The organism is Nonomuraea wenchangensis, from assembly GCF_900111685.1.
GTDB classification, from domain to species: domain Bacteria; phylum Actinomycetota; class Actinomycetes; order Streptosporangiales; family Streptosporangiaceae; genus Nonomuraea; species Nonomuraea wenchangensis.
This window is the reverse complement of record NZ_FOHX01000005.1, coordinates 394,825-411,429: the sequence shown is the minus strand read 5'-3', so window position 1 is coordinate 411,429 and position 16,605 is coordinate 394,825. Positions and strand designations below refer to the sequence as shown.

Here is a 16,605-nt window from a genome sequence, read left to right as displayed (position 1 = left end):
GCGCTACTTATTTGCATAAATCAGCGCTAGCCTCCTCACCACCTCCCCGACCCTGACGAAGGAGCACTCCCATGTCCAAGCTCAGATCCTCTGCAGCCGTGGGAACACTCGCTCTGGCACTGCTGATGACCGCGTGCTCGCCCGGAACCGCCGGCGGAACCCAGGAGACCGGCGGCGGCGTGGCGGACTCGATCAGCCTGCGGGTCAACAACGCGACCACGTACTCGCGCAACTTCAACATCTACTCCCCCTCCACCGACATCGCCCCGCAGATCAGCCTCATCTACGAGCCGCTGGTGCGCCGCAACGTCTTCAAGGGCGGGCAGCTGGAGCCGTGGCTGGCCGAGTCGTGGGAGTGGAGCGACGGCGACAAGACCGTCACGCTCAAGCTCCGCGCCGACGTGAAGTTCTCCGACGGCACCCCGATGACCAGCAAGGACGTCGCCTTCACGCTGAACATCCCGCTGAAGTACCCCGAGCTGAACACCGGCGGCCAGACCTACGTCTCGGCCGAGGCGACCGACGAGCACACCGTGGTCGTCAAGTGGAAGAAGCCCGCCCAGCTCGACTTCTACCGCTTCGCCCTCGGCGTCACCGGCTTCGCGCCCCGGGTTGTGCCCGAGCACGTCTGGAAGGACAAGGACCTCAAGACCTGGACGAACCCCGACCCGGTCGGCACGGGCGTGGGCAAGCTGACCGCGTTCACCCCGCAGCAGTTCACGCTGGAGACGCGCGCGGACTACTGGGGCGGTCCGTTCCCGATGAAGACGATCAAGATCGTCGCCACCGGTTCCGACGACCAGACCAAGGCCCGCCTGCTCAAGGGCGACATCGACTTCGCCACCATCTCCTGGCCGAACGCCGAGCAGGAGTACATGGCCCGTGATCCGAAGACCAACGTCTACAAGACGTTCCACACGGGCGGCGAGGAGTCGCTGCTGTTCAACATGGACAAGGCGCCCTTCGACGACGTCAACGTGCGCCGGGCGCTGTCGAGGAGTCTGGATCGTTCCAGCCTGCTCAAACTGGCGCCCACCGGCCAGGAGCCGGCCAACGCGTGCGGCCTGGAGCCCGCCGTGTACGCCGACTTCATGGCCCCGGAGTGCGCGCCGCAGGCCCTCGACGCGGAAGGGGCCAAGAAGGCGCTGGCCGACGGCGGCTGGACCGTCCAGGACGGGCAGCTCGCCAAGGACGGCAAGACCTACCCGCTGGGCGTCAAGGTCGTGCAGGAGTACGCCAACTGGATGGCGTACGGCAAGGGCATGCAGGACCAGTGGAAGACCAACCTGGGCCTGGACGTGAAGGTCACGGCCGTGCCCGAGGAGAACTACGACCCGCAGCTCAACGACGGCGACTTCGACATGGCCCTCTACTGGACCGGCGGCTCCAACGGCCTCTACTCCGTCTTCACCGACCAGCTCGACCCCGAGACGTACGTGCCGAGCGGCAAGGACGCCCAGTACCAGAACCAGGGCCGCTGGAAGGACGGGTCCACCGCGCCGCTCCTCGACAAGCTGCGCACGAGCGCCGGCGACCCGGAGGCGCAGAAGGAGACCGGCCACCAGCTCCAGAAGATCGTGCTGGACCAGGTGCCGTACTCCCCGATGTTCACCGCCGACTGGTTCGTCGAGATGAACCAGGCCCGCTGGACGGGCTGGCCCGAGGCGGGCGACACCCAGCACGTCCCGCACAGCGGGATCGGCCCGGACATCGTGCTGACCCTCAAGGGCCTCAAGCCCGCGGGCGCGTAGATGAAGCAGGGCAAGTGGCGGTTCCTGACCAGGCGGGTGGGCTTCTACCTGGCCACCGCCTGGTCGGCGATCACGCTGAACTTCCTCATCCCCCGGCTCATGCCGGGGGACCCCGCGTCCGTGATCGTCCGGCAGTTGCAGCGGCAGTCGGGCGAGTCCGTCTCGCCCGAGACCGTGGCGGCGATCCAGAAGCTGTTCGGCGACCCGCGCGCCGGCCTGCTCCAGCAGTACTGGGACTATCTCGTGAGCATCGCGCGGCTCGACTTCGGCCTGTCCGTCAGCCGCTTCCCTACCCCGGTGGGCGAGCTGCTCGGGGCCGGTCTGCCGTGGACGCTGCTGCTGGTCGGCACCACCACGGTGATCGCCTTCCTGCTCGGGACCGGTCTCGGGATCGCGGCCGGCTGGAAGCCGGGCGGGCGGCTCGACGGGTTCCTGTCGCCCCTGTCGACGTTCCTGAGCGCGCTCCCGTACTTCTGGGTGGCGCTCATCGCCCTGTACGTGTTCGGCCTGGTGCTCGGCTGGTTCCCGCTGGGCGGCGGCTTCGACCCCGACCTGTACGGCGGGCCGGGCTTCCTGGGCAGCGTCCTGGAACACCTGGTGATGCCCGCCGCGACGATCGTCTTCTCCGCCTTCGGCGGCTGGCTGCTCGGCATGCGCAACATGATGGTCACGGCCGTCAGCGAGGACTACGTGCTGCTCGGCCGGGCCAAAGGGCTCTCGGCCGGGCGGGTCATGTTCCGGTACGCCGCCCGCAACGCCCTGCTGCCCAGCGTCACCGGCTTCGCCATGGCGATCGGCGGCGTGCTCGGCGGCGCGCTGCTCACCGAGATCGTCTTCTCCTATCCCGGCATCGGCTACCTGCTGTACGACGCGGTCAGCAAGCGCGACTATCCGCTCATGCAGGGCGTCTTCCTGCTGACGACGCTCACCGTGCTGCTGGCCAACTTCGTGGCCGACTCCGTCTACGTGATGATCGACCCGCGCACGAGGGAGGCAGGCCGATGAAGGTCCGCGTCGGCATCGGCATCATCGCCTTCTTCGCGGTGGTCGCGGTCGTCGGTCCGTGGCTCAACGACCTGATGGGCATCGGACCCTGGAAGATCGACTACGACGCGATCAGCCGGCCGCCGGGCGGCGGCCATCTGCTCGGCGCCACCAGCCAGGGCACCGACGTGCTCGCCCAGGTGATCGCCGGGACGCGCAACTCGATGGTGGTCGGCGCGCTGGCCGGCGTCATCGGCATCGTGCTCGCGGTCGTGGTCGGCGTCACCGCGGGCTTCTTCGGCGGCCGGATCGACGCGCTGCTGTCCTTCCTGACCAACATGTTCCTGGTCCTGCCCGTGCTCCCGCTCACCCTTATCGTGGCGGGCTACGTGCAGGACACCGGCCCGGTCACGATCGCGCTGATCATCGGGCTGTTCGGGTGGGCGCCCGGCGCCCGCACCCTGCGGGCGCAGACGCTCTCCCTGCGGGGGCGGGACTTCGTCATGGCGATGCGCATGCTCGGCGAGACCAGGACGCGGCTGATCTTCGTGGAGGTGCTGCCGCACCTGGCCGGCTGGATCTCGGCGATGTTCCTGCACCTGGTGCTGGGCGCGGTCCTGGCCGAGGCCGGGCTGGCCTTCCTCGGCATCTCCTCGGCCGACACCGTGAGCTGGGGCACCATCATCGACCAGGCCAGGCAGGTGGCCCTGCTCAACGGCATGTGGTGGTGGTTCGTCCCGCCCGGCCTGTGCATCGCGCTGCTCGGCACCGCGACCGGGCTGGTCAACTTCGGCATCGACGAGGTCATGAACCCTCGCCTGCGCACGGCCGACATCAAGGCGATGAGAAAGGCGCTCGCATGATCCTGGACGTCAAAGGGCTGGACGTCGACTACGTCTCGGCCAAGGGAGCCGTACGGGCCGTCAACGACGTGAGCTTCCAGCTCCGGCGCGGCGAGATCCTCGGCGTGGCGGGCGAGTCCGGCTGCGGCAAGTCCACCCTCATCATGGCGATCATGCGGCTGCTGCGCCCGCCGGCGGCGCTGACCGGCGGCGAGGTGTGGCTGCATCCGCGCGACGGCGAGCCCGTGGACCTCGCCGCCAGGACCGACAGGGAGCTGCGCACGCTGCGCTGGCGCAGGATCGCCGTGGTGCTGCAGAGCGCCATGGACGCGCTCAACCCCGTCGCCCGGCTGAGCGCCCAGTTCGCCGACGTGCTGAAGGCGCACGGCTACCGCGACGCCGGAAAGCGCACCGCCGAGCTGCTGGAGATGGTGGGCATCTCGCCCGACCGGGCCCGGTCGTACCCGCACGAGATGTCCGGCGGCATGCGCCAGCGCGCGATGATCGCCCTGGCGCTGGCCTGCGACCCCGAGCTGGTCGTCATGGACGAGCCCACCACCGCCGTGGACGTCGTCATGCAGCGCCAGATCCTCTCCCAGATCCTCCAGCTCCGCGACCGGCTGGGCTTCTCGGTGGTGTTCGTCACGCACGACCTGTCGCTGCTGGTCGAGCTGGCCGACCGGATCGCCGTCATGTACGCCGGCCGGATCGTGGAGATCGGTGAGGCGGCCGGCATCTACGCCGACCCCAAGCACCCGTACACGAAGGGCCTGCGCGACTCCTTCCCGCCGCTGCGCGCGCCGGTCACCAAGCTCAGCGGCATCCCCGGCACCCCGCCCGCGCTGCGCGACCTGCCGCCCGGGTGCGCGTTCGAGCCGCGCTGCGCGCGGCGGTTCGGCGACTGCGCGGAGCGGCGTCCCGAGCTGCTGCCGGTGGGCGGCGGCCTGGCGGCCTGTCACCTGCACGACCGAGAGAGGGCGCATGTCTGACATCCCGATCCTCGCCGCCGAGGACGTGACCAAGCACTTCGAGTCGCGCGACGGCGTCGGCAGGCACGTGACGGTCCGCGCGGTGGAGAACGTCACGCTGCGCCTCCACCGGGGAAGGATCGCCGCGCTGGTCGGCGAGAGCGGCAGCGGCAAGACGACGCTGGCCCGGCTGCTGGCCCAGTTCTACCCGGTGACCTCGGGGCGGATCCTGCTGCGCGGCGAGCCCGTGACCGGGCCGGACAGACGTTTCGCCGGCGAGGTGCAGCTCGTTTTCCAGGACCCGTTCGCCTCGCTCAACTCGCTGCGGAGGGTGGAGCACAACCTGCGCAGGGCGCTGAAGTTGCACGCGCACCCGGCCGGCGACGAGCACGTGCGCGAGCTGCTCGGCAAGGTCAACCTGACGCCGGAGGCGGAGTTCGCGCGCAAGCTGCCGCACGAGCTGTCGGGCGGCCAGCGGCAGCGGGTGGCGATCGCGCGGGCGCTCGCCGTGCGGCCGTCGGTGCTGCTCGGTGACGAGCCGATCTCGATGCTGGACGTGTCGATCCGGCTCGACGTGCTCAACCTGCTGGCCAGGCTCCGCGACGAGGAGGGGCTGGCGCTGCTCTACATCACGCACGACATCGCCAGCGCCCGCTACCTGTCGGACGACGTCTTCGTCATGTACGCCGGCCAGATGGTCGAGGGCGGCCCGGCGGAGTCGGTCATCCAGGAGCCGAAGCACCCGTACACGCGGCTGCTCGTCGACTCCTCGCCCGATCCCGAGCGCGCCGCGGGCAGCTCGGCGTTCACCGCCGCCGAGAAGCTCGGCGAGCCGCCCAGCCTGGTGGACCCGCCGCCCGGCTGCCGCTTCCACCCACGCTGCCCGTTCGCCAGGGACGAGTGCCGGACGGAGTTCCCGCCGCGCACCGAGTTCCCCGACGGCGGCTGGACCAACTGCTGGCTGCACGTCACCCGACCGGAGGACACCCCGACGCCATGACCTACCACCTTCGCTACCAGGTGCTGCCCGGACGGGACGCCACCGCACTGGCCCGCTACTGCGTCGACCACGCCATCCCCGAGGTGGTGCTGTTCTACGGCGCGGAGGAGCTGCACTCCGGCCATCCGGCGGGAGTCGGCGAGGACCTGTGGTTCGAGCACATCGCGCAGGCCAAGGAGGTGCTGGACCGCTACGGGATCGGCGCCAGCCTCAACCCGTGGATCACGGCGGGGCACACCGACCGGGGCCGCGTCCAGGACCTCGGCTTCGCGCCCATGGTCTCGCCGCTCGGCGAGGTCGCCACCACCTGCGCGTCCTTCGCCTGCCCGGTCTGGCGCGAGTGGGTGGCCGGCCACTACGGGCGCTTCGCCGGGCTGGGCTTCCGCGTCCTGTGGGTCGAGGACGACTTCCGCTACCACAACCACGAGCCGCTGACCTGGGGCGGCGGGTTCGAGCCCGAGATGCTGACCCGGTTCGCGGCGCTCGCCGGCGCGGAGCCCGCCCGGGAGGAGCTGGTCGCCGCCATCACCGCCGGCGGGCCGCCGCACCCGTGGCGGGCGCTGCTGCAGCGGACCTGGCGGGAGGCCCAGCTGGAGGTCCTGGACGCTATAAGGGACGCGGTGGCCGGGCGGGCCGTGCTCGGGCTGATGAGCTCCCGGCTGGACGTGGCCTCGATCGAGGGACGCGACTGGGGGGCGGTCTTCGAGCGGGCCAAGGTGCACCGGCCGCACTTCGCGCCCTACAACGACGTGCCGGGGGCGCGGCTGTCGTACTCGCTCGCGATGCTCGAGCTCCAGCGGGCGATCCGCCCCGCAGGCGCCGAGGTGGCGCCGGAGATCGAGAACTCGCCCCACACCGAGTGGACCAAGTCCGACACCCAGACGTGGTCGGAGATGGTCGCGGCGCGGCTGTCCGGCGCCGACGGCATGCTGCTCGACCTGCATCCCTTCGTGACCGGCGAGCCCCAGCGCCATCCCAGGATCGGCGAGCTGCTCGACCGCTCGCGTCCCGCGCTCGACCTCACGGCGGGCCGCGACCTGGAGACGCACGGCGTCGGCGTCCCCTGGTGGCCGGACACGGCCGCGCGGGTGCAGGGCGACGGCACCATCGAGGGGCTGATCGCCGACCCGCTGCGGCCGGCCGACTACCTGCTGCCGTACGGCGTCCCGATCCGGGCCGGGATCGCGCCGGTCACCGCCCTGTTCGGCAAGGTCGCCTGGGGGCTGCCCGACGAGCGGGTGGAGGAGCTGTTCTCCGGCGGGGTGCTGCTCGACGGGCACGCGGCGCTGATCCTCACCGAGCGCGGGTACGGCTCGCTGCTCGGTGTGCGGGTCGAGGAGGTGATCGACCGGTGGACGCCGTCGCGGCTGCCGTACAGCATGGAGCGGATCGAGGACGGCGGCGGGCTGCTGAGCGTGAACCTGCAGCCCGCGCTGGCGAGGCTCGCCGCCCACCCCGCGGCCGAGGTGTGGACGCGGGTGCTCACGCCCCGGGACGAGCCGTGGGGTGACGGGCGGGTCGCCTACGTCAACGGGCTGGGCGGCCGGGTGGTCACCCTGGCGGCCTGCGCCCCCGAGCGGCTCGCGCGCTGCGACGACGGGCAGGCGCTGGCGCAGCGGGCGGTCCGGTGGCTGGGCGGCGACTTCCCCATGGTGACCGGCGGGCCGCACCTCATGCCGCAGCTCGCCAGGGTCGGCGGCCGGTGGCGGCTCGCGGTCGTCAACGGCTCGGCCGACCCCGCCAGGCCGGTGCTGTCCGGCGTGCCGGAGTACGCGGTGACGACCCTGCTCGCGCCGCTCGCCGAGCCCCGGCCGGCCGACGCCACGGACGTGGAGCTGCCGCACCGCGGCTACCTGGTGACGGAGTGGCCGGCGTGAACGGGCGTCCCGTGGTGATCCCCGCCCTGCAGCAGTGGACGGGCGGGGCCGGCGAGTTCCGGCTCGGCGGCGGCTCCCGGGTGGTCTCGCGGGACGCCCCGGAGCAGGCCCGGCGGTTCGCCGCCGAGCTGGGCGTCCCGTACGGCGACGCGGGCGGGGACATCGTGCTCGCCCTCGCGCAGTCCGGGCGCGGCCCCGAGAGCTACCGGCTGGAGATCACGCCAGAACGGGTCCTCGTCGAGGCGCCCGCCCCGGCCGGGCTCTTCTACGGCACCCGCAGCCTGCTGCAGATCCTCGGCGAGGACGGCCGCGCCCCCGTGGGCGTCGCCGAGGACTGGCCGAACTATCCGGTCCGCGGCTACATGCTGGACGTCGGCCGCCGCTTCGTCACGCCGGCCATGATCCACCGGCTCATCGGGCTGATGGGCACGTTCAAGCTCAACGAGCTGCAGCTGCACCTCAACGACAACGAGATCAAGCCGCCGGACGGAGACTGGAGCCGGGCGGTGTCGGCGTTCCGGCTGCGGTCGGACGCCTTTCCCGGGCTGGCCGCGGCGGAGTCGTACTCGCGGGCCGACTGGGACGGGTTCGAGGAGGCCGCGGCGGCGCACGCGGTCACGATCGTGCCGGAGATCGACGCGCCCGCCCACGCGCGGGCGTTCATCGCCTACGAGCCCTCCATCGGCCACGACGGGGGCGACTCCGACCATCTCGACCTGGCCAACCCGGCGGCGACGAAGCTGGTCAAGGAGGTGTTCGAGGAGTTCGTGCCGTGGTTCCGCGGGCCCGCGGCGCACTTCGGGGCGGACGAGTACTACCAGAGCAAGGAGCTGTGGAAACGCTTCTTCAACGAGATGGCCGCGCACCTGCGGTCGCTGGGCAAGCAGCCCCGCGCCTGGGGCGGCTTCACCCGCCTGTCCCCCACGGGTGACACGACCGGGTTCGATCCGGACGTCGTGATCAACAGCTGGAACAACGGCTTCTACGGGCCCGAGGGGGCCGAGGGCGACGCGTACCCGCTGATCAACAGCAACGACGACCTGCTCTACATCGTCCCGGAGGCGGACTACTACCACGGCCGGGGCCTCGACGGCGCGTGGCTGCACGAGCACTGGGAGCCGCACGTCTTCGCCGGCGGCCAGAGCCTCGCCCCGGACGACCCCCGCCTGCTCGGCGCCATGCCGGCCCTGTGGAACGACCTGGTGCACGCCGCGTACGGCGAGGAGCGGATGTACGAGCTGATCGAGGACACCGTGGGGGTGCTCGCCCAGAAGATGTGGAGCGCGAGCACGTCCGGCCTGACGTACGCGGAGTTCCGGGGGCGCGCCGCCCGGGCCCTCCGGGTCACGACGGCCCGGCCCGTGCCGCTCCAGGGATTCGAACCCCGAACCTCCGCCTCCTGAAGGCGGCGCCTCTGCCAGTTGGGCCAGAGCGGCGTGGACCCCGGGCTCGGCCGGCGTGAGCCGGCCCGGGGTGTGGGCGGGGTCCGGCCGGGGGGCGCCAATCCCGTCGGCCAGGCCGCGGCCCGCGGCCCTCTTCTTTCAGGACCGCCGCGAAGGAAGAACAAGAAGTTCGTTGCCGGACATTCACCACGTTAAAGGGGTGATCGGCATTGGGCCATTCATTTATCCGGGGAGCTCCGCGCTCTCGACGCGGAAGCGGGGCAGCGCCTCCGGATGGTTGTCGCGCACGTAGTCGACCAGGAACTCGCGCACGTCGCACTTGAGGTCCCACGCCGACGGCGAGTCGGCGGCGCTCATCAGGCAGCGCAGCTCGATCAGCCCGTTGGGCAGCACGTCGGTGACCTGCAGCGTCCAGTCCTTCTGGTCCCACAGCGGGTTGCCCTGGAGGAACTCGTACAGCGCCTCGCGCAGCCGCTTGACCGGCACCGACCAGTCCACCCGCAGGTGGACCACGGCCAGCACGCGGCTGCCGTGCCGGGTCCAGTTCTCGAACGGGTGCTGCGTGAAGTAGCTGACCGGCAGCACGAGCCGCCGCTCGTCCCACAGCCGCAGCACCACGTACGTGAGCGTCAGCTCCTCGATCCGCCCCCACTCCTCCTCGACCACGACCACGTCGTCCAGCCGGAGCGCGTCGCTGAAGGCGAGCTGCAGCCCGGCGAGCACGTTGCCGATCGTGGGCTGGGCGGCGATGCCGACGATGGCCCCGGCGATGCCGGCCGAGGCCAGCAGGCCGGCGCCGAGCGCGCGCACGCCGGGGAAGGAGAAGAGCATCGCGCCGAGCGCGATCACGATGATGACCGCGGCGGCGATGCGGCGGACCAGCGCGATCTGGGTCCTGATGCGCCGCGCCCGCCGGTTGCGCTCGCCCTCGATCTGCACCAGCCGGTCGAGGACGACGTCCGTCAGCGCGTACGAGGCCTGCACGATCATCCAGGTGACCGCGGCGATGGTGAACAGTCCCAGCACCCGGTCCACGCCCTCGGCGAGGGCCCGCTGCCGGCCCGACTCGCCGAGGATGCCCACCCCGAACACCACGTTCGTCGCCACCACGGCGGCCACCGCGAACGCCGGCCACGTGCAGCGCTCCTTGAGGTGCTGGGCGAGCGCCCATTTACGCCCGATCCTGCCGAGCACCCGCCGGACCACTTCGACCAGGAGGATGGATCCGATCACCGAGAACACGAGGATCGGCCAGTCCGCCGGAGACTGCACGTTCTTGCCCCCCAAAATTCCTCGAACGTCGCGTCAAAGCTCACATTGCCCTCAACCACCACGGGGTAAGCGGAGACACGACTTTCCGAAGAAGTTCGGCGAGCTGGATCCTCCCTCTAGTGGCCGTTGCCGCAGCGGCCCCTGCAGGTCGTGGCCCGCGTCGAGGTGATCAGCCCCAGATCGTGGAGGACGGCCCGGGTGCGCTCGACCTCGGAGGCCAGCCAGAGCACGAAGTCGTCGCCGCCGAGCGGGATCGAGACCCATCCGGCGGCGCGGCAGGCGGCCAGCCAGCCGGTGGAGGAGGTCGCGTCCTCGCACATGCGCACGGCCGCGTCGCGGCTCTCGTCCGGCATGCCCTCGGGGCCGAAGGCGGCGGTCCAGTCGGTGAAGTCGACCCGTACGCCGGACTCCAGCAGCGTCGGCGCGTCCAGCTCGGGCACCCGCTGGGCGCACGAGACCGCGAGCGCCCGCAGCCGGCCGCGGGCGAGGCCCTCCCGCCAGGCGGCGAGCACCCCGGTGGCCGCCGCGGCCTTGCCGGACAGCAGGGCGGTGACGACCTCCTGGCTGCCGGGGTAACCGGTGTAGTCGACCTGCCGGGTGTCGGCGCCGATGCCCTTGGCGATGAGGCCGAACAGCAGGTGGTCGGGCGCCCCCTGCGGGCCGCCGGCCAGCGGCGTCGCACCGGGCTGGGCCAGCAGGTGGGCGGCGAAGCCCTCGAAGTCCTTGAAGCGGGAGTCGCCCGGCACGACCACGACCTCGACGTCTCCGGCCAGCCGGGCGAGGGGGGTGGCCACGTCGAGCAGGGTCTGGCCGTTGTTGAGCTCGGCGGCGGTCATCGCGGACAGGCCGCTCACGGTGACCTTGGTGCCGGCGCCGGTCTCGTACCCGGCGGCGCGGGCCGCGCCGGCGAGCGCCTGCCCGGCCTCGCTCCAGCGGCGGGCGGCCGGGTTGATGACGAACCGGGCCCGCAGCCCCGCGGGGCCGGGGCCGCCGGTGCCCTGCCGGGCGCCGCAGCCGGTCAGCGCTGCCCCGGTCAGCGCCGATCCCGCCACCGCGCCGGACGCAGCCAGCAGGTTTGCCAGGAACTGTCGACGGCGCATGTGTCTCTCCCCCGAAGCTCCGCGAATCCCCCTTACCTACTGTTATTGACACATTACGTAGAGATACACATATAGGCGTCAGATCCCCACCGGACGAAATTTGGTGATATGTCGCTTTTTAGGCGGGAGTGGAGTGATCGATTTTCCGGGCCACGCCCGCCATGAGCGACGACGGCAACGCCCAATCCCCCACGAGTTTCGGCCGGTCCGGCCGCCAGTCCACGGCCTGCACCAGGCCGGGCGGATCAAGGCGGAACTCGCCGAAGAACCGCCGGATCTCCGACGGCCGCCGGTCCGCTCCCCCGCGCCCGGGCGAGCCCCGGTAGCCGCGCGGGACCTCCTCGTCCTCCAGCCGCCCCATCGTGGTGGCGTGGCTGATCACCAGGAAACTGCCGGGGACGACCCGCTCGCGCAGCCGGGCCACGGCCTGCCACGGCCGGGCGGAGTCGGGCAGGAAGTGCAGGATCGACACCAGCACGACGGCGACCGGCCGGTCAAGGTCGAGGAAGTCACCGGCCTTGGCCAGCACGTCGTCGGCGTCCAGCAGGTCGGCCTCGACGCAGACGGCCCTGCCCACGTTCGTGAGCAGGGCCTTGGAATGGGCGGCCACGACAGGGTCGTGATCGACGTAGACGACCCGGGCGCCGGGCGCCACCTCGTGCGTGCTGCCCTGGGTCGGCAGCCCGCTGCCCAGGTCGATGAACTGGTCGATCCCGGCGGCGGCGACGTAGCGCACGGCACGCTGCAGGAAGGCCCGGTTCGCGCGGGCCAGCGGGACCGCCTCCGGGACCAGCTCGGCGAGCTGCTCGATGGCCAGGCGGTCGACCGCGAAGTTGTCCGTCCCGCCGAGCATGTAGTCGTACATGCGTGCGAGATTGGGCCGTTGCTGGTCGAACTGCCGCACGTATCGAATTTATGCCGTCCCGGGCCAGATAACACTACCCAGAGCGAAATGTGGCTTAATTGGAGTCAATTACTCAACAGTAACGCTCTTGGCTAGATTGCGCGGCTTGTCGACATCCCGGTCCAGCGCGACCGCCGCGTGGTAGGCGAGGAGCTGGAGCGGGATGGTGAGCAGGATCGGGTCCAGCTCGACCTCGTTCTTCGGGATCACGATGACGTCGTCGGCCAGCTTGGCGTCCGGCTCCCGGTGGCCGACCATGAGCACCTGGCCACCCCGGGTGCGGATCTCGCCGAGCGTGGTGAGGTTCTTGTCCAGCAGCTCGTCGTCGGGGACGATCGCGACCGTCGGCATCTCGGGGCCGATCAGCGCGAGCGGGCCGTGCTTGAGCTCGCTCGCCGGGTACGCCTCGGCGTGCACGTACGAGATCTCCTTGAGCTTCTGCGCGCCCTCCCTGGCCACCGGGTAGCCGCGCACCCGCCCCACGAACATCATGCTCGGGTGACCGGCGTACTTGCGGGCCAGCTCGGCGATCTTGTCGCCCTGGGTGAGGATGTCGGCGATCTGGCCGGGCAGCCGGCGCAGGCCGTCCACGATGCGCCGCCCGTCGGCAGGCGACAGGTCGCGCACCCGGCCGAGATGCAGCGCGAGCAGCGCGAACGCGACCGCCGTGGAGGTGAACGCCTTGGTCGAGGCGACCGAGACCTCGGGCCCGGCGTGCAGGTAGATGCCGCCGTCCACCTCGCGGGCGATGGCGCTGCCCACGGCGTTGACGATGCCGATGACCCGGCCGCCCTTGCGCTTGAGCTCCTGGACGGCGGCCAGCGTGTCGTAGGTCTCGCCGGACTGGCTGATCGCGACGTAGAGCGTGTCGGGGTCCACGACCGGGTTGCGGTAGCGGAACTCGCTGGCCGGCTCGGCGTCGGCCGGAATGCGCGCCAGCTCCTCGATGAGCTGCGCGCCGATCTGGCCCGAGTAGTACGCCGACCCGCAGCCGATGATCTTCACCCGGCGGAACGAGCGGGTCTCGCGGGCGTCCATGTTGAGCCCGCCGAGGTGCGCGACGTGGAAGCGCTCGTCGAGGCGGCCGGACATCGTCCTGGTGATCGTCTCCGGCTGCTCGGAGATCTCCTTGAGCAGGTAGTGCTCGTAGCCGCCGGTGTCGTAGTGGCCGGCGTCCCAGTCGACGGTCAGCGGCTCCTTGGCCGTCTCGCGGGCGTCGCTGGAGAAGGTGTGGAAGCCGTCGGCCTTGATCACCGCCAGCTCGCCGTCCTCCAGGTGCACGACCTGGCGGGTGTAGCGGATCAGGGCGGCGACGTCGGAGGCGGCGAACATCTCCTTCTCGCCGATGCCGAGCACGATCGGGCTGCCGTTGCGGGCCACGACCACCTCGCCGGGGCGCTCGGCGTCGATGACCGCGATGCCGTACGTGCCGACGATGCTCTTCAGCGTCTTCCTGACCGCCTCCTCCAGGCTGTCGTTCTCGTCCACGGCGTGGGCGATCAGGTGGGCCAGCACCTCGGTGTCGGTCTCCGAGGCGAACTCGACGCCGTCGGCGACCAGCTTGGCGCGCAGCTCGGCGGCGTTCTCGATGATGCCGTTGTGGACGACCGCGATGCGCTGGTCGGCCGACAGGTGCGGGTGGGCGTTCTCGTCGCTCGGGACGCCGTGCGTGGCCCAGCGGGTGTGCCCGATGCCGAGCCCGCCCTTGAACCTGGCCGGCACGACCTTGGCCAGGTCGGCCACCCTGCCCTTGACCTTGCGGAGCTTCAGCCCTTTGTTGGACACCACGAGCCCTGCGGAGTCATAGCCTCGGTACTCGAGCCGCTGCAACCCTTCCAGGAGGATGGGCGCCGCGTCCTTGGGGCCGACATAGGCCACGATTCCGCACATCGAGGTCTCCTCTGCGTTTCTGGTTATCCGTAGACGATCCTGCGGAGCTGCCGCAGTGACAGCTCGGGCGCGGCCACCCGGCGACCGCGTAATTCGGCGGCGATCCTGGGGAAGATCTCGTCGTTGGTGTGGCCGCGCGCCTTGAGCTCGCCGTGGCGGCGCCGGACGTACTCCTCGGCGGTCTCGGAGAAGTAGGCCAGCACGTCGGCGACGACGCGCGCCGCCTCTCCCGGGCCGAGCGCGCTCGTCCGGATGAGGTGGGCGATGAGGTCCTCGTAGGGATGCCGTGCCGTGGACACAGAGGAGGACACTACGCATCTGGAACGAGGCACGCCAACATCCTGCCCGAAATCGGGCAGGGTTTAACTCTTTCTCATGTCCACGGGCACCGGCGGTCGATCCCATGAGTACCAGCCGCCCCGTCTGACCCATCCGTTTCCTGGGAAGGCTACGAAGCGTAGTCACGTCGTGACGCTCTTCGGGGGAGATGGACATGCACTTCTGGCTGGCCTGGCCGCTCGCGCTCGCCGCCCTCGTGCCGATGGCGGCGCATCCCCGGGAGGCCCCGGCCGGGCGGCAGGCCGAGTTCGCCGCGGCGGCGCGCGAGTTCGGGGTGCCGCAGAGCGTGCTGCTGGGGGTGGCATACCTGGGCTCGCGGTGGGACGCGCACGCGGGGCAGCCCAGCACCGCCGGCGGCTACGGGCCGATGCACCTCGTGGACGCCCTCCCCGCCGGCGCGCTCACCGTCGGCGACGGGCGCGGGGACGGCCGCGGCGACGAGACCCGGCCGATGCCGCCCCGGCCGGTGCACATGCTGTCCCCGCTGAACGCCGCCGCGGCGGCGCAGCACACGACGCTGCCCGAGGCCGGGCGGCTCATCGGGGTCGAGCCCGCCCGGCTGCGCGACGACCCGGCCGACAACATCCGCGCCGGAGCCGCCCTGCTCGCCTCCTACCACGACACCCCGAGCGCCACCCCCAGCACCCGCCCGAGCACCGACCCGGACTCCGGCGCCGACTCCGGCCTCGCCGGCTGGTACGACGCGGTCGCCCGCTTCTCCGGCGCCGACGACGTGGCCGCGGCGCGGCAGTTCGCCGACGAGGTGTTCGCGGTGATGAGGGCGGGCGCGCGGCGGCGCACCGACGACGGGGACCTGGTGCGCCTCGACCCGGTGCCCGGCCTGCGCGTGCCGCACGGCCCGCGGACCAGCTCCACCGGCGAGGCCGACCTCCCGTACGACGGGCACTTCCCCGAGCGGTACGACGACGAGGAAGAGCTCGCGGCGCTGGACGACCTCGCCGAGCCGTACGACCCGGCCGAGGTGACCGCGGCCTCGGGCCGCTCCTCCTCGACGGAGTGCCCCGCGAGCCTGGCCTGCGAGTGGATGCCGGCCGCGCACAAGCGCTTCGGCAAGAAGGGCGCCCAGGACTACGGCAACCACGACCGCCTGTTCAAGACCCGGCACGTCGACTACATCGTCATCCACGACACCGAGGGCGGCTACCAGGGCATCCCGACCATGGTCCGCGACCCGAAGTACGTGAGCTGGCACTACACGATCCGCTCCCGTGACGGCCACGTGGCCCAGCACGTCAGGACCAACGACCTGGCCTGGCACGCGGGCAACTGGGACGTCAACACCCGCTCGATCGGCATCGAGCACGAGGGCTACCTCGCCAAGGGCGGGGCGTGGTACACCGAGGCGATGTACCGGTCCTCGGCCAGGCTGGTGCGCTATCTCGCGAACAAGTACGACGTGCCGCTCGACCGGGCCCACATCCTCGGCCACGACAACGTCCCCGGCACCACTCCCCAGACCGTCGCCGGCATGCACGACGACCCGGGACCCTACTGGGACTGGGCCCACTACTTCGAGCTGATGGGCCGGCCGCTGCGGGGCGCGAAGAACGGCGACTCGGTCATGATCCTGCCGTCGTACGACGACAACCGCCCGCGCTTCACCGGCTGCGTCACCACGAAGGCGGGCAAGGACTGCCCGTCGCACGGCGCGTCCACGGTCTGGCTGCACAGCGCGCCGCGCGAGAACGCCTCCCTGGTCACCGACGTCGGCAAGCACGGCGGCAAGGCCAGCACGTACAGCGTGTACGACCACGCGGCCCGCGCCTCGACCGGCCAGCGCTACGCGGTCGCGGAGCGGCGGGGGGACTGGACGGCGATCTGGTATCTGGGGCAGAAGGCGTGGTTCCACAACCCGGCCGCGCAGCCGGTCGCCGTGCCCGCCAAGGGACCGCTGGTCACGCCGCTGCGGGCGGGCACCCGGGTGTACGGGCGGGCCTATCCGGAGAGGTCGGCGTACACGAAGGCGGCCGCGCAGCCGCTGACGCCGCTGCAGTACCGGATCGAGCCGGGGCAGACGTACACGGTGGGCGACACGATCACCGGCTCGCACTACTCGGCCGGGGCCTTCAGCCCGTCGCGGCACGTCACGACGACCGGCACCACCCGCTACCACCAGATCCAGCTCGGGCACCGGATCGCGTTCGTCATGGCGAAGGACGTGCGGCTGATCTCGTGAATTTTCGCCGCACGGGCCGCTGAGTGCGCACGGGCACTCCGCGGAGACGATATGGTTTTCCCGTGGCCCTGAGCACGT

General features: G+C 71.3%; 13 protein-coding genes and 1 tRNA gene. 8 read left to right on the top strand and 6 right to left on the bottom strand.

The window, feature by feature from the left end:
- Nucleotides 1-71 precede the first annotated feature (71 nt).
- From BMW85_RS17695 to BMW85_RS52550, 7 genes are read left to right on the top strand one after another with little or no spacing between them, the layout of a single operon-like run.
- Entirely contained in the window at nucleotides 72-1,751 is a 1,680-nt protein-coding gene (locus tag BMW85_RS17695) for an ABC transporter substrate-binding protein (RefSeq protein ID WP_245774873.1), read from the top strand.
- Nucleotides 1,752-2,756 (top strand): ABC transporter permease, encoded by a 1,005-nt coding sequence (locus BMW85_RS17690; protein ID WP_091082461.1) that lies wholly within the window; start codon nucleotides 1,752-1,754, stop codon nucleotides 2,754-2,756.
- Complete coding sequence (locus BMW85_RS17685) at nucleotides 2,753-3,598, top strand: ABC transporter permease (protein ID WP_091082460.1); 846 nt, start codon at nucleotides 2,753-2,755, stop codon at nucleotides 3,596-3,598. Before BMW85_RS17690 ends, BMW85_RS17685 begins: the two co-directional genes overlap by 4 nt.
- A complete protein-coding gene (locus BMW85_RS17680; protein ID WP_091082458.1) occupies nucleotides 3,595-4,566 on the top strand; it encodes an ABC transporter ATP-binding protein in 972 nt (323 codons plus the stop codon). The genes BMW85_RS17685 and BMW85_RS17680 overlap by 4 nt, the downstream gene beginning before the upstream one ends.
- Nucleotides 4,559-5,545: an ABC transporter ATP-binding protein gene (locus tag BMW85_RS17675; RefSeq protein WP_091082457.1), complete on the top strand. Its 987-nt coding sequence runs from the start codon at nucleotides 4,559-4,561 to the stop codon at nucleotides 5,543-5,545. The genes BMW85_RS17680 and BMW85_RS17675 overlap by 8 nt, the downstream gene beginning before the upstream one ends.
- A complete protein-coding gene (locus BMW85_RS17670; RefSeq protein ID WP_091082455.1) occupies nucleotides 5,542-7,422 on the top strand; it encodes a hypothetical protein in 1,881 nt (626 codons plus the stop codon). Before BMW85_RS17675 ends, BMW85_RS17670 begins: the two co-directional genes overlap by 4 nt.
- Nucleotides 7,410-8,825, top strand: a complete 1,416-nt coding sequence (locus BMW85_RS52550) for a beta-N-acetylhexosaminidase (RefSeq protein ID WP_425434342.1) — start codon at nucleotides 7,410-7,412, stop codon at nucleotides 8,823-8,825. The genes BMW85_RS17670 and BMW85_RS52550 overlap by 13 nt, the downstream gene beginning before the upstream one ends.
- Here the strand turns inward: BMW85_RS52550 and BMW85_RS17655 are convergent.
- The 6 genes from BMW85_RS17655 to BMW85_RS17630 all read right to left on the bottom strand — a co-directional run bounded on the left by BMW85_RS17655 (nucleotide 8,785) and on the right by BMW85_RS17630 (nucleotide 14,290).
- Nucleotides 8,785-8,858: transfer RNA gene (locus tag BMW85_RS17655), tRNA-Leu, on the bottom strand. The genes BMW85_RS52550 and BMW85_RS17655 overlap by 41 nt on opposite strands.
- Before the next feature lie 189 nt (nucleotides 8,859-9,047).
- On the bottom strand, nucleotides 9,048-10,097 hold the full coding sequence (locus BMW85_RS17650; RefSeq protein WP_143082320.1) for a mechanosensitive ion channel family protein: 1,050 nt from the start codon (nucleotides 10,095-10,097) through the stop codon (nucleotides 9,048-9,050).
- A 116-nt stretch (nucleotides 10,098-10,213) separates the two neighbouring features.
- Nucleotides 10,214-11,197, bottom strand: coding sequence for a Bug family tripartite tricarboxylate transporter substrate binding protein (locus BMW85_RS17645; protein ID WP_091082452.1), 984 nt, complete (start codon nucleotides 11,195-11,197; stop codon nucleotides 10,214-10,216).
- Nucleotides 11,198-11,315: 118 nt separating this feature from the next.
- Complete coding sequence (locus BMW85_RS17640; protein WP_245774870.1) at nucleotides 11,316-12,101, bottom strand: SAM-dependent methyltransferase; 786 nt, start codon at nucleotides 12,099-12,101, stop codon at nucleotides 11,316-11,318.
- Nucleotides 12,102-12,170: 69 nt separating this feature from the next.
- A complete protein-coding gene (gene glmS / locus BMW85_RS17635) occupies nucleotides 12,171-13,991 on the bottom strand; it encodes a glutamine--fructose-6-phosphate transaminase (isomerizing) (protein WP_091082451.1) in 1,821 nt (606 codons plus the stop codon).
- Between the two features lie 23 nt (nucleotides 13,992-14,014).
- Nucleotides 14,015-14,290 (bottom strand): hypothetical protein, encoded by a 276-nt coding sequence (locus BMW85_RS17630; RefSeq protein ID WP_091082922.1) that lies wholly within the window; start codon nucleotides 14,288-14,290, stop codon nucleotides 14,015-14,017.
- A 194-nt stretch (nucleotides 14,291-14,484) separates the two neighbouring features.
- Between BMW85_RS17630 and BMW85_RS17625 the strand changes: the two genes are divergently transcribed.
- Complete coding sequence (locus tag BMW85_RS17625) at nucleotides 14,485-16,527, top strand: N-acetylmuramoyl-L-alanine amidase (RefSeq protein WP_091082919.1); 2,043 nt, start codon at nucleotides 14,485-14,487, stop codon at nucleotides 16,525-16,527.
- Nucleotides 16,528-16,605: the final 78 nt, after the last annotated feature.